The 23256-nt window shown below is 50.1% G+C and carries 16 protein-coding genes; 12 read left to right on the forward strand and 4 right to left on the reverse strand.

Annotation, left to right across the window (positions count from 1 at the left end; genetic code table 11):
• Nucleotides 1–100: 100 nt before the first annotated feature.
• Complete coding sequence (gene istB, locus NOX35_RS27155) at nucleotides 101–829, reverse strand: IS21-like element helper ATPase IstB (protein WP_182312597.1); 729 nt, start codon at nucleotides 827–829, stop codon at nucleotides 101–103.
• On the reverse strand, nucleotides 823–2355 hold the full coding sequence (istA, locus tag NOX35_RS27160; RefSeq protein WP_182312595.1) for an IS21 family transposase: 1533 nt from the start codon (nucleotides 2353–2355) through the stop codon (nucleotides 823–825). The genes istB and istA overlap by 7 nt, the downstream gene beginning before the upstream one ends.
• A 638-nt stretch (nucleotides 2356–2993) precedes the next feature.
• Here istA and NOX35_RS27170 point away from each other — a divergent pair.
• The 10 genes from NOX35_RS27170 to NOX35_RS27215 all read left to right on the forward strand — a co-directional run bounded on the left by NOX35_RS27170 (nucleotide 2994) and on the right by NOX35_RS27215 (nucleotide 8119).
• Complete coding sequence (locus NOX35_RS27170; protein WP_182312593.1) at nucleotides 2994–4082, forward strand: hypothetical protein; 1089 nt, start codon at nucleotides 2994–2996, stop codon at nucleotides 4080–4082.
• On the forward strand, nucleotides 4073–4444 hold the full coding sequence (locus NOX35_RS27175; RefSeq protein ID WP_182312591.1) for a hypothetical protein: 372 nt from the start codon (nucleotides 4073–4075) through the stop codon (nucleotides 4442–4444). Before NOX35_RS27170 ends, NOX35_RS27175 begins: the two co-directional genes overlap by 10 nt.
• A 12-nt stretch (nucleotides 4445–4456) precedes the next feature.
• The gene (locus NOX35_RS27180; protein ID WP_182312589.1) at nucleotides 4457–4834 is read left to right on the forward strand and encodes a hypothetical protein; all 378 of its coding nucleotides are present in this window, start codon (nucleotides 4457–4459) and stop codon (nucleotides 4832–4834) included.
• Between the two features lie 16 nt (nucleotides 4835–4850).
• On the forward strand, nucleotides 4851–5081 hold the full coding sequence (locus NOX35_RS27185; RefSeq protein WP_182312587.1) for a hypothetical protein: 231 nt from the start codon (nucleotides 4851–4853) through the stop codon (nucleotides 5079–5081).
• A gap of 446 nt (nucleotides 5082–5527) precedes the next feature.
• Nucleotides 5528–5752 (forward strand): hypothetical protein, encoded by a 225-nt coding sequence (locus NOX35_RS27190; protein ID WP_182312585.1) that lies wholly within the window; start codon nucleotides 5528–5530, stop codon nucleotides 5750–5752.
• Nucleotides 5753–5769: 17 nt separating this feature from the next.
• Complete coding sequence (locus tag NOX35_RS27195) at nucleotides 5770–5973, forward strand: hypothetical protein (protein ID WP_182312583.1); 204 nt, start codon at nucleotides 5770–5772, stop codon at nucleotides 5971–5973.
• Nucleotides 5974–6003: 30 nt separating this feature from the next.
• Complete coding sequence (locus tag NOX35_RS27200; protein WP_182312582.1) at nucleotides 6004–6342, forward strand: hypothetical protein; 339 nt, start codon at nucleotides 6004–6006, stop codon at nucleotides 6340–6342.
• The gene (locus tag NOX35_RS27205) at nucleotides 6339–6566 is read left to right on the forward strand and encodes a hypothetical protein (RefSeq protein ID WP_182312580.1); all 228 of its coding nucleotides are present in this window, start codon (nucleotides 6339–6341) and stop codon (nucleotides 6564–6566) included. Before NOX35_RS27200 ends, NOX35_RS27205 begins: the two co-directional genes overlap by 4 nt.
• 12 nt (nucleotides 6567–6578) lie before the next feature.
• On the forward strand, nucleotides 6579–7073 hold the full coding sequence (locus NOX35_RS27210) for a hypothetical protein (protein ID WP_182312578.1): 495 nt from the start codon (nucleotides 6579–6581) through the stop codon (nucleotides 7071–7073).
• A gap of 116 nt (nucleotides 7074–7189) precedes the next feature.
• Complete coding sequence (locus tag NOX35_RS27215) at nucleotides 7190–8119, forward strand: hypothetical protein (RefSeq protein WP_232536459.1); 930 nt, start codon at nucleotides 7190–7192, stop codon at nucleotides 8117–8119.
• 459 nt (nucleotides 8120–8578) lie between these two features.
• Here the strand turns inward: NOX35_RS27215 and NOX35_RS27220 are convergent.
• Both NOX35_RS27220 and NOX35_RS27225 read right to left on the reverse strand, forming a co-directional pair.
• Nucleotides 8579–9387 (reverse strand): IS5 family transposase gene (locus NOX35_RS27220; protein WP_182312724.1). Its coding sequence is split into 2 segments (ribosomal slippage): nucleotides 8579–9057 and nucleotides 9057–9387, totalling 810 coding nucleotides; the frame shifts between segments, so codons are not numbered across the junction.
• Nucleotides 9388–10092: 705 nt separating this feature from the next.
• Entirely contained in the window at nucleotides 10093–11040 is a 948-nt protein-coding gene (locus NOX35_RS27225; protein ID WP_182312574.1) for a GCN5 family acetyltransferase, read from the reverse strand.
• Between the two features lie 967 nt (nucleotides 11041–12007).
• Between NOX35_RS27225 and NOX35_RS27230 the strand changes: the two genes are divergently transcribed.
• Entirely contained in the window at nucleotides 12008–17575 is a 5568-nt protein-coding gene (locus NOX35_RS27230; RefSeq protein ID WP_256497040.1) for an Ig-like domain-containing protein, read from the forward strand.
• Nucleotides 17576–17716: 141 nt separating this feature from the next.
• Nucleotides 17717–23254 (forward strand): Ig-like domain-containing protein, encoded by a 5538-nt coding sequence (locus NOX35_RS27235; protein ID WP_256497041.1) that lies wholly within the window; start codon nucleotides 17717–17719, stop codon nucleotides 23252–23254.
• Nucleotides 23255–23256 lie beyond the last annotated feature (2 nt).

The following is a 23256-nucleotide window of genomic DNA, read 5'->3' on the forward strand; positions in this document are numbered from 1 at the left end:
CCATCGATTTTGACGCCCCGGCCTTAACTGTCCCAAGGACGGAGTCTGATACGAGCCCGTGGCGGAGGCAAGAGAGCTATACGTTCTACCCACGTCAAACCTACTTGACTGTTCTACGCATGGAATCCCCTTTAAGCTCTATGCGGTGCGCTGCGTGCACAACCCGATCAAGAACAGCATCGGCGATTGTCGGATCCCCGATATAGTCATGCCACTTTTCAACTGGTAGTTGCGATGTAAAGGCAAGTGATATGGTGCCATGGCAATCATCGACCAGATCAAGGAGGTCCTGTCGATGCCGTGCTCCCAATGGAGCAAGGCCCCAATCATCAAGAATCAACAAGCGGACCTTGGACAGCTGCTGTCGTAGCCTCGGAAGGCTGCCATCCGCCCTGGAGATTTCCAGTTCCTCAAGCAGGCGACTGAAGCGGCGATAGGCAACGGGCAAGCCTTTGCGAATGGCTTGATGCCCAAGGGCGCAAGTGAGCCAGGTCTTGCCCACGCCGGTTGGGCCAGTCACGATCAGATGCTGCGCAGAGTTGATCCAGTCGCAGCTGAGCAGTGCGCTGAACTTTCGCTTGTCGAGACCCCGAGCTGTTCGGAAGTCAATGTCCTCTGGAGACGCACTCACTTTCATTTGGGCAGACTTAAGTAATCGTTTCATCCTGCGGCCTTCGCGCTGTGAACGCTCGGCATCGACCAGCATTGAAAATCGATCATCGAATGGCAGGTCCTGCAATGCACTCGAAGTTCGTTGTCGTTCAAAGGCCTCGGCCATGCCGTGCAGACGCAGCTTGCGCAAGGAGTCGACGGTGTTCTCAATCAACATGATGGGTCCTCCTTGCCGGCGTAGTAGCCGGGGCCGCGGACGTTATGGTGAAGAGGCAAGCTGACCTGCCGTGTTTCGTCGGGATGAGTATCAAGGTAGCGGCGTGTCCCGAGCAAGGAGCGCACGCTCTTGACGGTTGGTGACTGAATTTGCAGCGCACGTATACACGCCTGTTCCAACCGGTCACTGCCATACTGACGGCCAAGTTTCTTCAGCGAGTCGCAAGCTGGTAGACCTAGCGCTGGTACGGATCGGTTGAATTGCTGCTTAACGACAGCCAAGGTGCCCGGTCCAATCCCGCGCGCCCAATCCATTAACTTTTCGGGCGTATGCTCCGCATAGGCGCGATGCTGCGGTGGCTGATGGGCGGGGTCAGTCGAGTTTTTGCCAACCTCAACGCGTACGTGAGAGGCCACGCGGACACCACAATGGAAGATCTCGACACTTTGCAGGGTTGCACGCGCCTCGACGCTTTCGCCCACGAGATGAAAGGGCACGGAGTACCAGGCACCATCGACCGACACATGGTAGTCGGGACCAACGGCCTGGCGGGCCGACCAGGTCGCCCATTCGAACTTTGCCGCGGGCAGTGGCTTCAGGTGCTGCTGCTCCTCCTGTTCTAGGCGCTCGAAGCGGCAGCCAGGCATCTTCTTGAAGGGACGCAAGTTGAGTTCGTCGCAAAGGCGGCGAATTTCCTGATTCAACCCACCAAGCGAGAAAAACTGCATGTTCCGCAGGCGTGCCAGTATCCAGCGCTGCGCAATCTGGACTGAGACCTCAGCCTTGGACTTGTCCTTGGGGTGACGGCTGCGTGCTGGCATGATCACAGTGCCGTAGTAGTCGGCGAATTCGAGGTAAGCGCGATTGATACGCCGGTTGGCGCCCGGCTTGACAACGGCGGCCTTAAGGTTGTCCGGCACAATGATTTCAGGCACACCGCCGAAGTAGTCCAGCATCAGCACATTCGCCTGAATCCAGTCTTGGATTTTCTGGCTTTCAGTGGCGAGTGCAAAGGTGTAGACCGAATAGCCCAGAACACCAATGAACAGTTCAACTGCCACCAGTTCACCGGTATCCTGGCGCACATAGTGGGGCCGCTTGCCGCTGAAATCAACAAAGGCCTTGTGGCCGGGAACGTGGGTCTGACGCATGCTCAGCTTGATGCGACGGGTGTACTGCCGATAATGGTGGGTGAACTGCGAATAGGACAAGGCGTCGTCGGCAGAGGCTAGCCGATACTCCTCCCATAGCAGTTGCAATGTCACGCCAGGCCGAGCCAACTGCAAGTGGATGTCTGTGAAATCGGGCAGGCGCTTTTGTGACAAGCGGCGTTCTCTTTTGTTCAGGAGGCTTTCAAGCTCGGCAGGTAGGTTAGCTTTGATGTCTTCCCATCTGAGCTCTCGTTCTTGGGCCAGATGCCGATAACGGCGAACAGTATTTTTTGAAACTGCTACAGCCTCGCCAATTTGCCGGTCCGACAACACTGTAGTCAGAATCAGCCGCAAAATGTCTCGAAGTTTACTCATCTGTCTCTCCTTCCCGCTGGTCATGACCAGCGGGCAGTTTTTGAGGGAGCGCCCAACCCCAAGCCTCGACGTATGCCGATGCTTGACAACTGAATTGGGAAAGAAGAGACTGATGGCGGATCTAGCGATAGTCCACAACCAAGGGCCTTGGGAGCTGTAACTCCCCGGGTCCTTTTTCTCTTTCCAGGATTGCAGAGCGCCTGCTTCAGTGGCGTGAATGTTTCAGGTCATGATGCGATGCCTCCTGCGGTTGGTGGCGATGAGTCGCGACCCGGGGTTGTGGCAGTACAGCGGCGTTCGTAGAGCCAGGCTGCTACTTCTTGCGTCAGGGCAAAGCGTCCCCTGCGGTTCGGTACGCTAAAAACAGGCACGGGGAGCGTGCCGCGCAATGCAGCTTGCCTGAAGGCAGCTGCACTGGGGAAGCCTAGGGCTTGCCGTAAGTCTTGCCCACCGATCACCGGACCATAACGATCCTGTAGTTGCGTCAGCAACCACCCTTGGCCTTCCGTGGCGTCCAGTTCACGAAGTTTGCTGTGGTTCACCATAGCCTCGCTCAGTTGCGCTATGTACCCATCGTAGGGATAGCCCGCTCGGCCGTCGAGGAGTGACAATGTGCACTAACTTTACCCGTCGACATCATGATGGCGCACTACCAAGTCATTGCTACGGAACAGTTTTCATTGGCGGAGTTCTGCATTTATGCAGGTTTTTCTGGGCCTGCTGAAACAACTGGGAGTAATCGGCGCGACGTGACGGATGCACTGGCAACGGTAAGTTGGTACCGGCGACTCAATCAGTTATCAGAATGGGCACGGCCCTATGCGATTGGCCTGAAAATAGAACCAGAGGCGTATTGGAATACTGCTGAGCACGAGCGTTTTCATCGCAACAAGTGGCCAAAGTACGCTCGTGGACTGCACCGACCACAGGAACCACTGGTCTGCGCAGCGGAGCACGCCTTTCCTGGCAGCGCGGTGGAACTGAGTAAACCCATCTGGCTCATCCTGAAACACCCGCCTGCTTCGCTGCACCAAATCACCAAATTTGAGGAGATGCTGGATCTCAGCGTTCGCCTTGAGATATCCCGTTGGTGCCCTCGTGTGCAGGCTAGCAAGAACGGCTCTATCAAGCGGTTTGCAGGAGCGCTGGAGCGAATTGCCAGTTTGGATGCATTGACTGCAATGATTTTGCAGTGTCACAAGGCACTCTTACTTGGAGAGTCTGAGACCGCTTGCAAATGGGTAGCTCAGATCTATCGTGGACTACTAATCCTTGGGTTTCAACTGTGCTCGCGAGGTATTGCGTTGCCGCTCTTTGAACTTCTTGAACTCAGGTTGCTCAAGGATGTATCACATGGTGGATGGCGGTACTACTTTCCAGCGACTCGTTATCTTGACGCATTAGGAGCCATGTCAGAAGCACTCTGGCATATCGAAGGGAGGCCCTACAGCTCAATGAGTTACGCTCAGAAGACTATATACATACTGAAGGTCATGGACGGAGACCTTGGCTGGGATCTCAAGTTCGCCTTGAACCCAGTCTGCTTACCTTGCTCAGAAGGTACGTTGATGTGGGATAGCGATCTGCGTCCGTTTCAGAAAGGGATCAATGTGTTTGTCTGGGCCTGGAACATGCGTCGTAGCGGCCGTCCACACCCTCAAATCCCTCCTCCTGAAGTGTTTGGTGGCACCGATTTGTGGGCCAGGTCATCAAGTAGTTGGCATTAGCGGACACGACCAGCGAGGTGGTCAACCTGAGCCGGCATGAGCGGTCAACTCAAACCGGCAAGGCGGTCAACTTACTACAGCGCCTGCATGCAACCGGGGAATCCGACAAAGCTGAACTTTATCTGGCGAAAAAGCAGCGTCAGCAGATACGCAGTGTGCGCTTCGAGCACTTCGGGAACACCGTGGGAGAAGCAGCAATGAAGGGTTGCTCCGAAATGCCTGTTGGCGGTCGTCACAACGACAAATTCTTCAGCATGCTCTCGCATGTGGTTTGCCCAGTTTGCAAGACACGCACAAATGGTGCATCTGCCGGTGATTTGTGCAGAGCTTGCAAGACAGGGATTTTTGAACATGCGCAATAAAGGAAATCGGCCATGAAGCCCGTTCGACTTGAAGACAACCATAACGGTAAATTCACCGCTTGGATTTTTAGCACCAGCTTTACCGGCAGCTATGAAGAGTGCCAAAGCTGGCTGAAAGGCCACGGCGAGCACATTACATGGAGCGTCAGCCCCGCGCAGGGAATGGGGCCTACGTACCACCATTTAATAGGTCTGAGCAGGCCTATGCTTTTGAACTGCACAAGCGAAGAAGCTCACCAGATCGCCGCAGCCGAAGAAATGTACAAAGCGCTAAAAGCTCTGCAAGACGTTGGAGTGCTTGAAGATGATTCACGAGGAATGCATGACGGCATTCAAGGAGCTAAAGCTAACGCCCGCGCCGTCTTGGCTAAATTAGCTAGTTCAATCTGACATCAAGGAAAGAAGAATGACTCAACTTGAGCACTTGGACGAAATTGCCCGTGAAGCATGGGCTGGCAACTATGACCGCACTGGCGTGCTGTCTGGTGGTGAGCGCCGCTATGTTGCCCTGGCATCAGGCCGGATGCGCGAGCTTTGCCCAGATGATTCGATTCCGTACGCAGTGAATAGCCTCGATCCTGGCTGGTTTGAGCACATGCTGACCGTGTGGCGAGCAGATAGCCAGCCCCAGAACTGACCAAGGAAATCACCGGTCCTATAAGGGGCTGGCCCAGGCTCCAGCGCAATGCGTGAGCAGCGCATTGCATTGAAGCTTGAAAACAATGGAAAGAGCTATGAGCAAACCGAAAATGTGGACGCCAAGTGACAGTATTGTCGAGGCGTTCTGGAAGAGGGTTAAGGTGGTCTGGCCCACGCAATTGGCTTCAGTTCCAGAAGGGGTTCCGACGATCCCTTCCTTTGAACAACGTGGCACTGAGTACCGAGCCGCGCTGACATTCGTATATCCGAAGTCTTCCAAGACTGCGTACTTTTCATTTTCGTATTCAACAGGTCAATGGACTTGTGTGAATTTTCCTGATGACTAAAAGGAAACTTGCTGGCCCGCACAGGGCTGGCTCAAGGCCTCAGCGCCAAGCCTTCATGGGCTTGCCAGTGAGACTTTGAAAACTACAGGGAGAAGACATGGCACAAACATCTGAAGCCGTGAACATCGACGTTAATACGTTGGCTCAGACCATGGGCAGCTACGGAGTACCAGTTGAGATGATTCAGCAGGTTCGTGCGCTGGGCCGCATGCAGTCCGCCTTGCGCGAGTTGCAAGCCTTTGACTTCAATCTGCGCGTTGAAGGCCATGAAGGACTGAATCCCGAAGTGGTCAAGATCGTGGAATCCGCTTTCGAGCTTTAAACGAGGAAACCAACACCATGGCATTTGAAGAACTCAACGCACAGACTGAGGTGATAGATAACCTTTATGCCCACGCCAATGCGATCAATGACCTGTTGATGACGAATTCCTTGCTGAATGATTGCCGGTATTCCAAAGCACGAGCGATCCTAGAAGACGCAGCTCGCCAGCTCGTCAAAGCTCAAAGCGAAATTGGCGCTGTCGAGCGCATCAAAGACTGACTTCCTAACCGATCGGAAAACAGGAAAGTGATGACACCCTCAACTGCAAAGCGCCACTTGCTGAAGTTGCAGAGCGATATCGAAAAAAGTGAAGCGAAGCTGCAGGAAGCTGGATTTTCCGATGCCAATGGATCGGTGCGCAAATTTGATTTGCGAACAATAGAAGCTATCAACGTCCTGGTGCTTGGGCTGGGACAGAAGCCCAAGCGACTCACAAAGAAGGCAACGAAGTTGCTTGAGGAGGCGGGTTGCAATGAAATTTCGGACGACTATGTGATGCTTGGTTCTACCGATCTGCGCATTCTTCTGCCGGATGACGCTATTGAAGATTTGAACGCCCAGGCGCGGGAGCAGGCGAGCTACAGATGATCGATCAATGCACGATACCCGAGAAAAAATGGAGCACTACCCAAGCGCAGGGTATGGGGCCGTACTACCACCATCTGCATGGCTTGCAACTTAAGTCGCTACTGCTCAATTGCACTGAAGAGGAAGCACGCCGCATCTGCGCATGTCTCAATGCATGCGAAGGCTTAACGACAGATTTTTTGGAAGCCAACCTGCTGAGCGACAGGCTTGCTTCGGCGGGCTGATTGGAATTCATCATGAGTATTTGGGCTTGGATTTTTCGAGTAGCAGCAGGTCGATTTCTGTTGGGCGCTCTGCTTGTTCTCTTAGGCTGCACAGGCCTGAACATGCCGACAATTGAAAAGGATGGCCAAGTTGTCATTCAGACTGCACTTTGGAATTTTGGCCATGGGCCGTTTGTGCTTTGCGTAGGAGTTGGCTTGGCACTGATTTCATGGGCGTATGCCACAGCCAAAGAATGGCAAAGTGCCAAATTTCACAATCCAGAGATTCAAGCAATCGCTGATGAAATGGATGCAGCGATTCGCGCTGAAAAGGAAAGCCCAGCGTGGCAACGTAAAGCGAGAATTAAGTCAATTGGTATCGCCGCAACAATTTTGGGCTTGGGTGTTGTGGTTACAGGACTAGTTTCAGATGAACTACTGATTTCTGATTGGTATAAAGTTTGGTTCGGTTTAGGTATGGGCCTGACTGGTTTAGGGGCTGTTGCTTCTGCGCTTTTTTGGGACTAGGAAAGTCTCTGTATCAGTTTGGAAAGTCTGAGTGCAATGCACTCGTGAATTGCAGTGTATGTTCGATGCTAAGAACAACGCTGAGGATAAGAATATCAAGGGGATGATTGCATATTATGGAGATTCCAAGTAGTTTAGAGCAGTGGTCATGGCTTGCAGGAATTGTAGGGGCAATAGTTGCCATATACACAGTACTAAAACCTGATAAAAGCTCATCCAGTGAATCAAGAAAAGTTTTTCAAAAGTTTGATGGCGAAAATAATAACTATATAGGTGAAAATACTGGGAATGTCACAATTAATAATAATTCAAACATCTCTAACATTTACGAAGAAAAAGAAGATAAGAAAGAGCTGGATATTATAGGTAGATGGAATTTAGAGGATGCAAAAAGGATATGTGAAGAGATTTTAATATCGTCTGACTGGGAAGGGTTCAACTTGAAAATTGAGCCTCCATTGTCGCATGAGTTTGTGAATGTCTATTTTCCAATCTATAAGAATAAAGAAGAAGCTATTATTATTTTTGCTACAAAAACAGAAGGAGATGACTGCCACGTTTCTGCGCCACACCTAAGCATATTTGAATTCACGAAGAAAGAGGGTGGTTGGCATTTATCCACTCATGATGTGGCTGCGTTCCAAGCAGGAAGCTGGGGGGCTGCGCCAAATATATCTGTTCATGTTATAGGTGATGAAAAATATGCCATTTATATGGAGCACGGATGGATGGGCCAAGGTTGGATTATGGGATCTATCTCTTTGCATGCTAAGATAGGTGATTCATTTCAAGAAATATTTTCTCTGCCCATGCATGAGTATGACCCAGAAGGGAATGGCTGGGAAAGCGCCCTAAAAATGGTCCATGCGAATACAGGTTTCTATGCAATTGACGTTGCTAGAAAAGGAACAAGAGGTGATCAGGATTTAAAGTATTTAAATGTTGTACACGAATCATTTATAACTAGTGTTGCCGACTATAAAGGCAATATTAGAAAATCAGATACATATAAGTTTGACGGAATCAGGTATCAATTGGCGGTATAAATTATGGCTACATTGAAATCTATTCACACACTTTGCCCTTACTTGGTAGTGCCCCTTATCCAGTGTGCGGAAGTGAATGGTGAACATATTTTGGCAAGCGCCCTAGGAACACCGGAATCATTTAAACTTGATACTGACGCTTCAGAGAATCAACGGTTGAACATCGAACTCGATGTGCCAATGCTGAAAAACGAAATGATTCAGCTTCTTGCAGTAGCGAGAGGGGTGACTTCGCGCTCAGGGAAGGACTTTGTGGTGCTCAATGGTGTGCTTGGAAATGGAGATAAAGCACGCCTAAAGCTCACACCCGAGAAAGCGGAATTTTCCATTCTATCACCCGTTGAAACTGACCCCCAGAGTGGAATGGTGTTGGCTGTAAAAGGGTTTGGTTCGGAAGCCAAAACCCATGCAGACGAAGTGATCAAGAAATACAAGAAGAAGGGTGTGGATTTAGACTGGCTAACACCACCTATCCACGAAGCGTGCACAGATAATCGCTGCCGCCAACTTCAACAGCGCTTCGTGGATATCCAGCCGTCGTTCAAAGCGGATTCGCAGCTTGCCAAAGCCAGCAAACCAGCTGTGCGTCCTCTCTACCACCCATCGGTGCTTGCCCAGCCGCTGGCTGCTCTCAACGCCTCGTCTGGCAATCCGGCCGATGATGCCCCGCTGCCTCAGGTGGGTCCGGCATCGCTTGAAGTCGTAGCCTTTGTCGGCGTGCAGCTTAGCTGGTCTTTTACGGGGACGCCCTGACAAGCCTGCAATCGCAGGAATCGCGTCCACGCACCTCTCGAACATCTTGGAGTCGTGCCGGTTCGCGCCGCTGACCAAGATCACCAGCGGGATGCCCCTGGCATCTACGACGATGTGTCGTTTGGAGCCGAGCTTGCCTCTGTCCGTGGGGTTGGGGCCCGTTTCCTGGCCCCCCGGGGGCTTGGTACCGAGGAGCCATCAATGCTGGCCCGGCTCCAATCGATCTGGTCGTGTTCACGCAAGCGGATCAGCATGGCCTGGTGCAACTGCTCCCAGACACCAGCGACATTCCAGTCGCGCAGGCGCCGCCAGCAAGTCATGCCGCTGCCGTATCCAAGGGACTGGGGAAGGTCTTCCCATGGAATGCCTGTTTGCAGCACAAACAGGATGCCGTTGAGGGCGGCTTCATCGCTGACTGTGAGCTTGCGCGCACCGCCTTTGGCAGAAGGCACGAAGGCTGGGATCAGGGGTTGTAGCTGTCGCCACAGTTCTTTGCTTACGGGTCGTCGTGCCATGAGGGCAGCGAGCATAACTGCTTTGCGGGGGCCTGTGACGAAGTGATGTTAGCCACTCTTAGTCGCAACTAGATGTCAGCCATTGGCCAGTGATATGACTACTGAACTAGGTCTTGATACCAATCTACTGCTTCGATTTATGTGCCGCACTTCGTATCTCATGAGTGTCGCCACACTTGGAGACGCTGCCATAGCATCCACGAGTGGAGAGCGATATAGATGTGCAATCAACACTACAGGCTTGAACCCTGAAATGTTGAAGGAAATAGGAATTGTTGGTTTGTCTGGGGACCCTGCGCTTCATCCATTTCAATTTTCAAATCCTTACCATGGAGGGCATACATTGGCATGTGTGCCGATGGGTGAAATGATGCTTACCTATGTTGCCCTTTTTGGGGTGTTCCATTCGTCATTTATTACGCCGAACCCTGCGTATTTCGAGCATGAGTATCAATCTTTGGTATTCTATATAAATCCCTCAACGAAGGAATGTAGTCGTAGCGACTTTTTAACCGAGTTTACCGCTAACCGCGCAAAATCTAGGTGTTCATCGCTATGAGAAATATGGATGGTATGTATAGCGCGCTTAATGCTTAATGTTCGTTATAGAAATGAATCTAGAAGTCATACAGACCAAGGTAGATTCACCGCCTCTTAAGGTGAGAATATAATGCAACCACAGCAGCGTTCCGTTATAAAGTGCGCTCATATTGTTTCCATAAATACCAAGCGTCGGGAAGTAATTTTTTCTGAATTACCGAGAATCTGGATAACTATGTTGTTCTTAGAGTTGACGATGGCTTTCCCTAAGATCTTTTCAAACTTGGTGTGTGAAAATTCCAACGATGGTAATTTTATGTCTGCGCAAAGTCCGGCTAGATAATCAGGAAGTCGAACGTGTTCAGCGTAGTCAGTTTGACCATCCATAAAAGGGTAAGCAAAAATATACTGTGGCTTACTCGGGTTTTTCACAGAATCTAACTGATTGCGTGCGACGAGAAACAGCAAAAATGCTATATCAAACGCCACTTCATTGTATTTTTCAAATGTAGCATCTCGATCCGTGATCCACCGGATATACGCTGGCCTTTTGAGATGATTCAGTGTAAGGAAAAGGAACGCAGCGAATGTTGAGGTCAGAAGCAACTGCCGCGCTAATTTTGAGTTAAATTTTTTACCTTTTACCTCTAGGGCAAAATATCCCAATGCCTTATTAATTCGGAGCCAATACTCTCTGTCAATATTTGGCAAACAAAGCCATGTCGAGATCAGTTCCTGTAAACCGAGGCAAAAATCGTGGATGTTGCCGTCAGTGATGAAATCCCGAAGCAGCTTCGACTCCCGCTCAACAATGAACGACACACTGAATGCCACAGGACAGTTAAGGTAAGAAATCAGGCCTTCAGAAGCTTGCCGAGATTTTTTTAAATCTTTCGGAGCTACGTTAGAGATGTATTCGGAAAAATTCTTATCAGTGTCATGTTTGAGAGTTATTACGAATGAAAAGCTGTCGTTAGCCTTCTCCGTGTTGCCCACGCAGTAGTCTGAATAGATGTTCCAAGGGGCGTCAGATGGATATTGTTGAAACCAGTCCTGCATGTCCCGAGTGAGCGACGAACTATTGTTTGTGAGCAACTTGAGTAGATCAAACACGCGCTTCCCTGCTGACGATATAAAGATTTGATCGTATCAGCTACAGAAGGACAGAGTCTTATTAGAAACGCTCAAAGAGGGCGAGATCCTGGAGCTGCGAACCGCAAAATCAAGCGACTGGCTTCCAGTGGAGCAAGACCAACAACTCTCTAGAAACAAAAAAGCTCGCGCACGCTCTTTTTGCTGCGACTAATTTAAGCAACGAGAGGCGGTCCCCGCTCGACTAACTTTCTTCGTGTCCGACGAACTTTATTTGCTCTAGTCAGCTTGAGAGCGATGCTGACATAACGAATGACATCTTTTTCGCATGCGAAAACTTTGACGTAACTTCTAAGAGGAGAAGTTATCCTACAAAGGCCTACAAAGGTTATGCGTTTTTCCGGTCGTCGCAGCGTTCATGCGCCTGCATCTGTAGAGTGACCCGTCCACCGAACAAAAAAGGAGGACAACGCCATGAGTAAAGATTTAGATCAAGCCCGAGCGGCATATGAGGCTGCCAGAGCTGAGTGCATTTCCGAGACGGAGAGCTTTTGCAATCGAAGCGATGGCAGTGGTAGGCAAGAGGCTATGGCAGAAGAGCGACTTGAAAGAGCGCGCGCCAATCAAGAGGAAAAAAGGCGAGAACTTGAAACCGCTGAACGTAGGCACCAAGAGCTGAAGGCTCAGCAGGCTCAGCAGGCTCAGCAGGCCCATCAGGCCCATCAGGCCCATCAGGCCCAGCAGGCCCCACAGCCACAGCAGCCACAGCAGCCACAGCAGCCTAAGGACAGTGAGCCTGGTTAAGCTGGACCAGTCTCCAGCTTTTGATAGACACTAGATCGATGACGCTCTTTTTCGTAAGAGCGTTTTTTTGTACGCATTGATCCTGCACAAAACAACTAGCTGACCAATATGGGCCACACCACGGGCCGACTATTGAAGATGCGTGTTTAGCCTTGACACCATCTATAAGTCCGTGGAGAACTCCATGAAAAGCGTAAAAAAGGTGGTCCTGTGCGCTACCGCAGCCCTAGTGGCGGGCGCGGCAGGTTCCGTGCACGCTGATGTGCTGCAATACAAATTCAGTCAAGCGAGTGGCCAAGTGCGTGAGGTACTGGCTGAAGACAGGTACATCAATCCTGATAGTTTTCTTGATATTTATGCCAGCGCTGGTACAGATCGAAAGGTGAAAATCACCATTCTTCGAAAAGATACAGGCGCTGAAGTCGAAAGCAAAACAAGCGAGTTGTTGGGTTTCAACAGCAAGATTGTTGTCGATTCCAAGTCGTACTACGGTGCTATTCTCCGATTCAACTCTCCCTCAGAAGGAACCTTTGTAGCCCGTCAAGACACTCTGTCATCAGCTAACAAAATCGTTCAGACAACACAAACCGAATTTGTTGTTGACAGGACACCACCAAGAACAGGTGAGTGGTTCTGGAGCGTACCCTATGGCGGTGGAATACAGGGTGATGGGATACCTAAATTCGGTACAACCGAAGCGAGAAATATTGGTATTAAAGATGTCCAAGATGCAAGTGGAATATCGTCTATCAACTTTAAAACTGAAGTTATTAATGGGCCGAAAACCGGCCTGATCACGAACACCGGTGATGTTGGTTACAACGAAAGCTTGAAAGAGGCAATCATCGGTGGGGCTAATGTCAATGATTTGTTCGACAAAGCATTCAACTCGTTGGGGGCAAACTCAAAGAATAAGATTACATTCTTTGTGACGGACAAAGCAGGCAATAGTTCATCATCTTCGATGATCTTTCATAATGATAGTATTTGCCCTGCAACTCCAATTCCTGTTGGATACTACGATCCAGCATATGGCGGAAACCTGTATGGTGTGCAGCAATTAAAGGGATATAGAGAGATTACCGGAAGTTTTAATCTTCCTCAGAACCCAGGTAGCTTCATCTATCGATCTCCAAGAAGCCAAAGCAAAGCTGCCACAGAAACACAACCCTATGGCGGATATTTTGTAGCCGATGCTGGTGGGGTTATTAGTCATTCTGTTATTCATAGTGATAGCAACTATGTTTACTACAAGATTGACGGTGTTATTAATCCAGATAAACAATTTGGGGATTTTTTGCGGTGGAACAGTGGCGGGTTCTGGGTTTGTGATGATGTAAGACTTCCTCAGGCTAATTTCACAGCTTCAACGACTCCACCTCATAATAAAATCAAGCAAGAGTTTGACATCGCTGGTTATGGTCGTATCCAAGTTGGATTCAAAGATATTCCAGGAAGGACGATTCCCAGAGATACCAAGATGACTGGTATCGCAGTTGAGGTTGAACCACGGCCATATGTACAAAGGGTGATGGTCGCACAGCAGACCTGTGATGTCCCCGCGAATCAGAAGTCTTGCTATATCAATACGAATACGCCTTGGAACGTCACAGGCGAAGTTTTGATGTATCAGTATCTGAGTAATGTTAGTCGGTTAGATATCCCTGGAATGGTGGTGCCTGCGGGGTATATCACCCTTGCCTATGATGGCGAAGATCCGATATTTCAGAGGTTCGTCAGTCACGATAGTTTTGAGAAGAAAGTATCTGTTGAATTCTTCGAAGGAAACTCAGGTAGTCTTTGGGGATCTGTAAACCTCCCGCATTCAGGCCTCAGATTTGTCGATAAGTCTGGAAAAGAAACTATTTTCAATCATGAATCTGTCGTTTCTGGAAATAACAAGTATACATTTACGACAAGCTATAAAGGTCTACCCCCTGGCCAGTATGATGTTTACGCGTGGGCAACGGATAACTGGGGAAATACTGCAGCTCCATCTCCAAAATTATTCACCATTGCGAACGACACAACCAAGCCAGTGATTAAGATCATTTCATCAGGGAGCGGTGTGACAAGTCTTGATGATATTACCTTCACTGTGAATGATGAAACTACGGCGAAGCCGCGAGTCACAAGCATCAAGCTTGAGGGTGGACCGACAAAAGATACGGTTTATCTAACAGCACGCTCACTGGGACTGAATTACTATGGTTTGGAGTATCCAATCATGTTCCCGAGCCTTGAACAAGGTGAAAGCTACACGCTCACGGTTCAAGGCGTAGACGATCAGGGAAATATAGGAGAAGCGAGCTTCGGCTTCGACTACACACCTCGCCAAATAACGATGTCGCCAGACGCGAGTGGCATATTGTCGATCCCTGCCTTGGCAGCGGAGTTCAGGCGTGCCAGCGGCAAGGAGGTGATTGATTCCAATCCCGTGACTATGCGTGATGGTACTGTGGTGTCGGGTCGATATGACATCATGGCCACGCTGCGCAAGGACGCCAAAGTACCGCTGAAAGTCAACGGTTTCGTTGTCGAACCTGGCCAAACTGTTGTCGTGATGCCTGCCCACGACTTCGCCAGCACAGGTGGCAAGATCAGCCTGTCCGTGTCTGCAGCAGTGGATGGCCAAACGGGCACATCCAATTTGCTGGTCACAACCTCAGCTCCGAACTCCCCAGTCCTCGTTGCGAATATCAACGTCTGGAAGCCAGCTGGGAAGCTCACAGGAACATCTGCGTCCGTGCGCCAGGGCATTGATGTGTACACAACGAATGCAGTGAATGACGCTGCTAATGGGAGCCGGTGTGCCCTGAGTACGGATGAATCCCGTGCCAAGACCGCTGATCCCATCACAGCCCCGGTGTGTTTGCTGGGTTGGGACAAGATTCCAGAGGGGGATTACCAATCTACTGAAAAAGACAAGAGCACCATCAACCTGCAAGGTAGGGCATCCAAGCTGGGGAGCAACGACATGACGTTTGCTCTTTACATGTATGCCTCCAACGGCACCAAGTATCTCGTTGGTAACGGCAGTGGCAAGCTAAACGTCACATCGCCAATGGGTTCGGTGAAAATAGCCACGATCACCGATCTCTCGAAGGTGACTCGTCGGATTCAGGAAATTGACACTCGCGTCAAGCAGGTCGAAGGTCCAGTGTGTCTCTTCGTGCAAGGCGCTGAGAAGGCCGCGCTCGATGCCAGCACCAAGATGAACATCGCAGCAAGCCCAAGCTGCTGGGTGGAGTGGACAAAGCTGCCTGTAGGCTTGAGCCAAGCTGAGAGAGTCGAAGTTCCCCTGCTGCAGGGCAACATCCCGAACAAGGGCGCGACTGAGCTGAAGTGGAAAATTTCGATGTTCAGCAAGTCGGGACAACAGATTATCCTGAATGAGCAAACACAGCCTATTACGCTCGTTGATCCTTCTGTTCCAACGGTAGAGATTACCTCCCCGCACATCGTTAACGATAGCCTGCTAGTAGTGCCTCACACGGGGGGCTATGTGGGGGACGTGACCATCACATCTGAGAGATCTCAACTGGATGTGAGCATCATGCGAGGCACTGACGTGCTTGAGTCTGGTGTGGCTGAGCCAAGCCGATTTGACAAGAGCCAGCTATACCGCCGTATTGATACCGACGAGCGGCCTCTTTGGACGGAAACACCATACACCGTCAACGTCAACTACACGTTGTTGCCTGAAGTGAAGACAAAGAAGGTCTACCGCATCGTGGCAGGCCCATCGCTTGGCATGAGGCCGGTTGTATCGGTGAATTCGAACCAGGCTGTGGACACTGAAGCCATGAAGGTGAAGGTGACGATGAGTGACCGATATAAGCCTGCAGAGGCCTATAACGCAAACATGGGCAAATGGAAGGTCCGTTTGGTCAAGCTCATGACCTACAACAAGCGAGAGCCAATGACGGACTATGTGGAAACCGTTGACGGCGTGGCGACGTTTAATGTTGGTTTGGACAATGTGAATGCAGCATCGGTGCGCTTCATCGCAGAGGCGGTGCTTGTATCTCCGATAGAAGGCTACAAACGAACTGAAGAATCAACAGTGCCGACATTCATTACCGTGTTGCGAGGTAATGCGATTGGGGCTTCAGTGACAGGGCGACGCCTTTCAGGCGAAGCTCCATTCGTGACAGCATTTAAGTTGGCACTGGATGAAGCTCTTGATATGCGAGCGGTCGGCGCTGTCGTCTGGGAAGTCAGCAGCAACCGGGGATCGAGCTGGGAGAAGATCGTTCAGCCGGAACAGCGCAAGATGATGTTCATGCGTACCTTCGAGAAAGGTGAGTACAAGGTCCGGGCCAAGATCACCAACATCAACTCTGCAAAGGAAAAGTACACAGAAATCGTGGATGTGATCGCCTATGACAAGCCCAAGCTTGAACTGACTGGCGCGCAGCAGCACTTCATCGGCTCCAAGGCCACGATGAGCGCCAAATTCAAATTTGGTAAGGACTACATCAGCAAAGATCGTGTCGTGATTGAGTGGTCTAAGGATGGTGGCAAGACCTACGCAAAGGGTAGTGACACGTTTCAGCTGACCTCTGACAAGGAAGCCCGAATCAAGCTATCCGTTCGCGCTCGATCCATTGATGCACCAGGCAGCGATGCATATGCTTTTGATGTCGTGAACAAGAGCATTGACTTTCTGCCAGTGAAACCGCCCCGTCCTTACGTGACTGGTCCCTCACGAATCGAATTGGGCAAGACATACACCTTCAATGCGCGCATCACACCTCCGTACCCTTCGATGGACGTGAAGATGGCCGGTGCCTTCACCTTGCCGAACGGCAAGATCGTCAACGGCGAGTCGGCAACCTATACGCCCACTGCAGCTGACTTATCAGCAGAGCGAGTCGAGACAAAATACACCGCCTGGGTTGATGGCTACCGCAACCAGGGGGCTGAAGGGACTCACTCGATGCGTTCGCGTGTTTGGGAATATGTGTTCCCATCTTTCGGTCTGCAGATCCGCAAGAGCGCAAACGTGTCGCCAGTGCAGATCACGCTGACAGTGCGTCCGATTGCTTTCGAGGGCACCCTTGAATCTCCTACCTACGACTGGAATATTCCAGCAAGCGCGAATGTGCTCGACGACAAGTTCCCCACGCTGCGAACCTTCGTTCTCAATTCCACGGGAGCATTTGATGTCGGTGTGGTTGTCCGTGATGCGCGAGGTAACGTTGCAAAGCTGAAGGAAACCATCCTGATCGGTGAAGCTGCACCTTACTCCGTAGAGGTGAAGTACTCGGGTTCGAACCCGATCAATCGCGCACCATTGAGCGTTCTGCTGCGTCCTTATGTGACCGGTGGGCATCCGCAAGATCGCATCCTGACTCGGGAGTTCTTCGTGAACGGTGAGAAGCTGAACGTCACTGGCTTCTATGGCCGGACTGTCCTGCAGGCGGGTGAGCATGACATTCAGTACAAGGTTGTGAGTCAGATGGGCAGCGAGGCCACGGCCAAGCTCAATATCTCGGTGAAGGAGAACCAGCCTCCAACCTGCACCATGACAAGCCGCGAGACAGTCGGCTCCTGGCTCTTCTATGCGTCCTGCAAAGATGAGGATGGCCGCATGAAAACCTACGAATGGACTGTGGATGGTGAGGTGAAAGCGGTTACAGGTGATCGCCTGACGCTGAACCGCAGCGGTGATGCCAGGAAGCCCAATGTTCAACTGATCGGTATCGATGATGCAGGCGGGCGCTCACAGCCAGCTGCGCTGCAGTAAGGATCTGTAGCTACTAAATAAGGCCCGCGCTCTTGGAGCTGCGGGCCTTTTCATTTCCGCCCAGGAAGGGCAACTTGGTGTTCAAGGAAATCAAAGGGCGAATCTTAGACTGAAAGCTCCCATAGTTACGTGGAGACGCGTATGAATTTCCGCAGAAAGTCAGGTGCATTGTTCCTGATTGCAGCAGCTGGCCTTCTACATGGGGCCAATGCTGAAGTTGTCCAATATGAATTTACGGACACTTTAAAGAAAACAAAAACTGTTCAAACTTCTTCAGCGATTGATTTCTTGAATCCATCCGGTGATATAGTGGTTACTGTCAGTGCCGGTATTGATCGGAAGATTAGATTGACGGCCATTGATGCCACTGGAAAACAAATAGCGACCCAAACGAGCGCAGTTGTTGGACCCAATGACAGAGTTGTTGCGAACAACAAAAGTTATTACGGGTTTGTAATGACTTTAAGGCTACCAGGGGAAGGCAAGTACACAGTAAAGGCCGAGCTTCTTTCATCGTCAAATCAGGTGGTTCAGACTGATGGGTATCAGGTCATTGTGGACACGACACCACCGACCGCAGGCGAAATTGCGATCACGTCCCCCTATGGTGGCGGCATCATGGCCGATGGTCTTATTGCCGTTGCGAAAGTAGATAACCAGACAGGTTTAGCCAGTGTCTCCATATCCAATATTTATGACAGCAACTCTGTCAAGGCAATTAATTATGAACTTCTGACATCAAATTCTGGCATTGTTGTCAAATCCGGTGATGCTCAGTATGCCGAGAATTCGAATTCTATAGACTTAAAAAGAACTTTCTTTGCAAATACATTCAATGTTGATAATGGAAAGTATAGACTCAAGTTCAACATTAATGACATTGCTGGCAATACTTCAGCAGTGGAAAGAGAGTTGTATGTAAATTCAGCCTGTCCTGATATACCGGAATTTATGGGTCTTTATGACCCCAATTCAACAAGCAACTTTCTTGGTATTCCGGCGTTGAAGGGATTTGTTGGCCCAAGCAATGGAAAGAATGTTGTTAAGTTCAATCCGGCTAAAGCATTGTATCGTGTTAAAAAAAATCAATCGAGAGATTTTGACCCGATTTGGGGTGGATACTTTGCGAATATGGGAGTCGCAAAAACCGTATTGACAGCTGATGGGGACTATGCTTATCTGGTGATGGATGGGCCTGTAAATGAACTCGGCAACTTCCCTAACGAAACGCATAGGTGGACCAATACGTCCACACATGCATGTAAGTCGATGTCGGTTCCAAATGCTGAGATTGATCCATTGCAGTCAGCACCGGAGCCACTGTTCACGGAGGCATACATTGATGGATTTGGTTGGGGCGCTAATACTTTCTACACGAAAGATAAAAATGTTCCTGCAGATACCAAAGTATCACGCCTCCGATTTCATATCAAAGCACCTAGAGGCTATGACATCCAAGTTACGCAAGGGAAGCCTTCATGTGTAATTCCGGCTGGTGAAGTTTCGTGTGAAATGGAAGTTGATTTTCCATTTAACACTTCAGATTCGCATGGTGCATACTCATTTAATGGCGTATTTAAAAGAGCGTCAGACGGCCAGCTTTCACTGTCAGGAAATGGGCGGTTTTTCTACTGGGATAAGAAGAGTCCGACGATAACATCTGTATCTCATATCCGGGAAACAAAGGAATTTGTTTTTACTGTCAATGAGCCAGGCACAACCTCATATGGGATGGGACTCAATAAGGGATATATCGATGCGAAAAATAATAAAAGTGGAGTGGTGACGGAAATTGCCGAAGTCAGTGGAAGAACATCTGCAGGCAACGACCATAATCTCACGATTTCATATAAGTCTCTTCCTGATGGAGAATACACTTTTTCATTGAGAGCATTGGATAATTATGGAAACTCTGTCGAAAAAAGTGTTGATGGTATTTATGCGATTGATTCTACCCCGCCTGTCCTGAACATTGTTGCCGGAACCTCAATTTCGACACTTGATGATGTCAAGATTAACTTGATTGATGCACTGGACAAAACACCCAGGATAACCGAGGTAAACCTGAAGGGCGGGGCGTCCAATGAGAACGTTTTTCTGACTGTGCGTTCACTTTCTGCGGGAAATTATGCTCTGGAATACCCAGTGATGTTTCCAAGCATGAAGGAGAATGAAAAATATACTCTGAGCATCAAGGCTCAAGATAGTCAAGGAAATCAGGTCCAGAAAAGTGTCACTTTCAAATATGAGCCGAACCAGATCGCGCTAAAGGGAAATTCTTCCAAAATTTCCATTCCTGCATTTGAAGGCGACTACCTGTTGGAAGGTGGGAAAAGGATTCTGGAAACGGAAAAATTTACTTTGAAAGATGGCTCAAACGTTGTTGGTGTCTATGATATTTTCTTGACTCTTAGATCTGACTCTGAGGCTCCCGTGCGCGTTAATGGTGTAGAAGTTTTGCCTGGAGAAACAAAAACAGTTATCAAAGACTACAACTTTGGCGCTAACGAAAGCAAGATTGCATTTGATATTAAGCCCGGTGCTCAATTCAAAAAAGGTGTGGCGAATATCTTGGTTTCTTCTTCTGCACCTAATTCTCCAATCGTTGTTGGTGAAGTAACGATGTGGAAGCCAGAGATTGACATCACGTTCCCCTCGCGCAGCATTGTTCAGGGAATTGAGAATTACACTGTCGCTCTTCGACCGGAAACATCAACAACATGCCAACTGACTACGCAAGAATCGAAGGCCAAAGCAGCAAACAATATTCTTGCGCCGATTTGTCTCGTGGACTTCTTTTCAAAACCTGTTGGTGACAGTATTCAGATAGATGTGGCGAATGGTGTAGACCTCGTTGGTCGTATGAATCAAGTCGGTAGGGAAGGTGTTTCATTTGCGCTGTATGTGTACGACAGCAAAGGGAAAAAGAATCAGGTGCAGAGTGGTATAGCGTCGGTGAACTCGGTATCGGCTTTGGGATCTGTATCACTTGCTGCTACTGAAGATATATCCAATGTGGTCCATTCAATTACTGATGCCGGTGTAAGGCTGAAGATCCAAGATGGCTACAAATGCAGTCTCACAATGAACAGAGATGCGGCGATTCAAGATGCTGCCACTCGATCATCTGAGCAAGCGAGCAATTATTGCTTTGTTGAGTGGATCAAGACCCCACCAGGGCTGGTTCAAGATGAGCGGTCTGACACGCCCTATCTTCGTGGCGTTGTCTCGTCTGAGGGTGTGCACCCCATCTCCTGGCGCGTGAGTCTGTTTACCAAAACTGGGGCTGAAATCAAGCTCAATGAGCAGTCAATCAACCTGACGGCGGTGAACCCACCTAAGCCCGAGATCCTTATCAACTCCAAGAGCTTGGTTCCAGATTCTGAAAACGTGTTGGTTGTTCCGATGGCGGGCGGCTACATCGGTGATGTCGAAATCAAGTCGGTACGTGCAGCTCTGGACCTATCCATCGCGCGTGGTACTGAAGTCTTGGAACAGGCAAAAATTGAGCAGTCGATGGGCCTGTCCAACAATTCGACCTTTAGACGATTGAATGCGGATGCCCGTAATCTGTGGGAAGTCACGAAGTACAAGGTTGCAGCGGCCTTTGCCGCACTTCCTAGTGTGAAACAGGAAGTCGTGTACAGCGTCTATGCAGCGCCCAGCGAAAGTGTGAAGCCAGTCATCAAACTGGATTCGGACACAGCTGTTAACACCTCGCCCTTGAAGGTGGTGGTCACGATGAGCGACCGAGGCTCAACCTCTTCGACCTACACCCCCGAGACAATGGGGAAGTGGAAGGTGAGGTTGGTGCGAGTCATGACTTACAACAAGCGCGAAGAGCTTGCTGCACCAGTTGAGATCTCTGAAACTGGCGAGGCTGTATTCAATGTCGATGTTGGCAGTTTAGATTCGACGGCGCTGCGGTTCGTGGCCGAAGCTGAGCTGGAAAGTCCTGTACCTGGCTACAAGCGAGTGGCAGAGTCGCCTCAAGGTGCCTTCGTCACCATTTCCCGAGGCGGAGAGATCACATCAGCCATATCTAGCCGTCGAACGTCTGGAGAAGCCCCTTTCACGAACACCTTCAAGCTGAGCATCGATGAGCGTTTAGATATGCGCGCTGTGGGCGATGTTGTCTGGGAGGTCAGTTCAGATGGTGGAAAGAGCTGGGTGGCGCACGATGTCAAGAACAAATCACAACGCTTCATGTTTGTGAATGTCTTCGACAAAGGTACACATCAGGTCCGCGCAAAGGTGGTCAATGCTAATTCGCTGAAGTCCAAGTATTCGGAGCCAGTGGAAGTCATTGCTTACGACAAACCGAAACTTGTGCTCACAGGTGCGCAAGCCTTCTACGTGGGAGGTACAGCCAAGGTCACAGCTGCCCTGACGCTCAATGGGAAGCCAATGAACACAGGTAATGCAGTGGTTGAATGGTCTGTAGACAACGGAGAAACCTTCAATGAAGGATCGACCCAGTTCGAGATCAAACAGTCTGAAGTGGCCCGAGTGCGTTTGGTGGCCAGAGCGCGCTCTAAGGAAGCGCCTGCAGAGGACATGAGTGGCTACAGCGTTGTTCGAAAAACTGTGGAATTCCTGAAGATGAAGCCGCCGCGCGTCTACGTCGATGGCCCAATTCGGGTCGAGAAGGGAAAGACCTATGAACTGGCTGCACGGGTGACACCTCCGTATCGAGACATGGATTTGTCGTTCGATGGCGAGTTCACTCTACCGAATGGAACTGTTCAGAAGGGCACATCCATCCAATACACCCCCAGTGATGAAGATCTTGCATCGCAAACGATTAACGTGACCTACACGGCATGGGCACAAGGTTTCCGTGAAGATGGGGCTGAGTCCACCTACGTTTTCAAGACAAAGGTTTGGGAGTATGTGTGGCCAACCTTTGGCTTGGAGATCAAGAGAACCGCAAAGGTTGCACCTTCAGAGGTGACGGTCAAGATCCGGCCTATCGCATTCAGTGGCAACCTTGAAGAGCCTACCTATAGCTGGTCTCTTCCTACCAAGGCAGTCATTACGGACTCTAGCAAGGCGACACAGCGCACCTTCAAGATCCTTGAAGACGGTGTGTATGAAATTGGCGTTGTTGTGAAAGATGCCCGTGGCCATGAGACTGTGATCAAGCAAGATCTGGCAATCGCTGAGTCTGCCCCCTACAAGGTGGAACTTCAGTACTCTGGGTCGAACGCAATCAACCGCGCCCCCTTGGATGTCCTGCTACGACCATATGTGACTGGTGGCCATCCGCTTGACCGCATCGACACACGCTCGTTCACCGTGAATGGTGAAAAGCTGGATGTCGCGGGACACTATGGCCGAATCACTCTTAATGCTGGTAATCACGATGTAGCGTTCAGCATCCGCAGCAAAATGGGTGAGGAAGCTGAGGCAAAGGTGCGGATCAGTGTGAAAGAAAACACTCTGCCAACATGCACGCTGACACAGCGAGAAACGGTAGGCTCCTGGCTCTTCTATGCATCCTGCAAAGATGAAGATGGCCGCATGAGGTCTTACGAATGGACGGTAGACGGTGAAGTGAAAGCGGTTACAGGTGATCGCCTGACGCTGAACCGCGTAGGCGATGCGAAAAAGCCCAATGTCCAGCTGATCGGCATCGATGATGCTGGCGGGCGTTCGCAGCCAGCCGCGCTGCAGTAACG

The sequence above is a fragment of the Comamonas sp. C11 genome, assembly GCF_024496285.1.
In the GTDB taxonomy this organism is placed as follows: Bacteria; Pseudomonadota; Gammaproteobacteria; order Burkholderiales; family Burkholderiaceae_C; genus Comamonas; species Comamonas testosteroni_F.

What these genes read in the sequence shown, in the direction of transcription:
- NOX35_RS27180 (WP_182312589.1), top strand. Translation starts at nt 4,457, where the DNA reads ATGAAGCCCGTTCGACTTGAAGACAACCATAACGGTAAATTCACCGCT.
- NOX35_RS27205 (WP_182312580.1), top strand. Translation starts at nt 6,339, where the DNA reads ATGATCGATCAATGCACGATACCCGAGAAAAAATGGAGCACTACCCAA.
- istA (WP_182312595.1), bottom strand. Translation starts at nt 2,355, where the DNA reads ATGAGTAAACTTCGAGACATTTTGCGGCTGATTCTGACTACAGTGTTG.
- NOX35_RS27230 (WP_256497040.1), top strand. Translation starts at nt 12,008, where the DNA reads ATGAAAAGCGTAAAAAAGGTGGTCCTGTGCGCTACCGCAGCCCTAGTG.
- NOX35_RS27235 (WP_256497041.1), top strand. Translation starts at nt 17,717, where the DNA reads ATGAATTTCCGCAGAAAGTCAGGTGCATTGTTCCTGATTGCAGCAGCT.
- NOX35_RS27215 (WP_232536459.1), top strand. Translation starts at nt 7,190, where the DNA reads ATGGAGATTCCAAGTAGTTTAGAGCAGTGGTCATGGCTTGCAGGAATT.
- NOX35_RS27195 (WP_182312583.1), top strand. Translation starts at nt 5,770, where the DNA reads ATGGCATTTGAAGAACTCAACGCACAGACTGAGGTGATAGATAACCTT.
- NOX35_RS27190 (WP_182312585.1), top strand. Translation starts at nt 5,528, where the DNA reads ATGGCACAAACATCTGAAGCCGTGAACATCGACGTTAATACGTTGGCT.
- NOX35_RS27170 (WP_182312593.1), top strand. Translation starts at nt 2,994, where the DNA reads ATGATGGCGCACTACCAAGTCATTGCTACGGAACAGTTTTCATTGGCG.
- istB (WP_182312597.1), bottom strand. Translation starts at nt 829, where the DNA reads ATGTTGATTGAGAACACCGTCGACTCCTTGCGCAAGCTGCGTCTGCAC.
- NOX35_RS27210 (WP_182312578.1), top strand. Translation starts at nt 6,579, where the DNA reads ATGAGTATTTGGGCTTGGATTTTTCGAGTAGCAGCAGGTCGATTTCTG.
- NOX35_RS27185 (WP_182312587.1), top strand. Translation starts at nt 4,851, where the DNA reads ATGACTCAACTTGAGCACTTGGACGAAATTGCCCGTGAAGCATGGGCT.
- NOX35_RS27200 (WP_182312582.1), top strand. Translation starts at nt 6,004, where the DNA reads ATGACACCCTCAACTGCAAAGCGCCACTTGCTGAAGTTGCAGAGCGAT.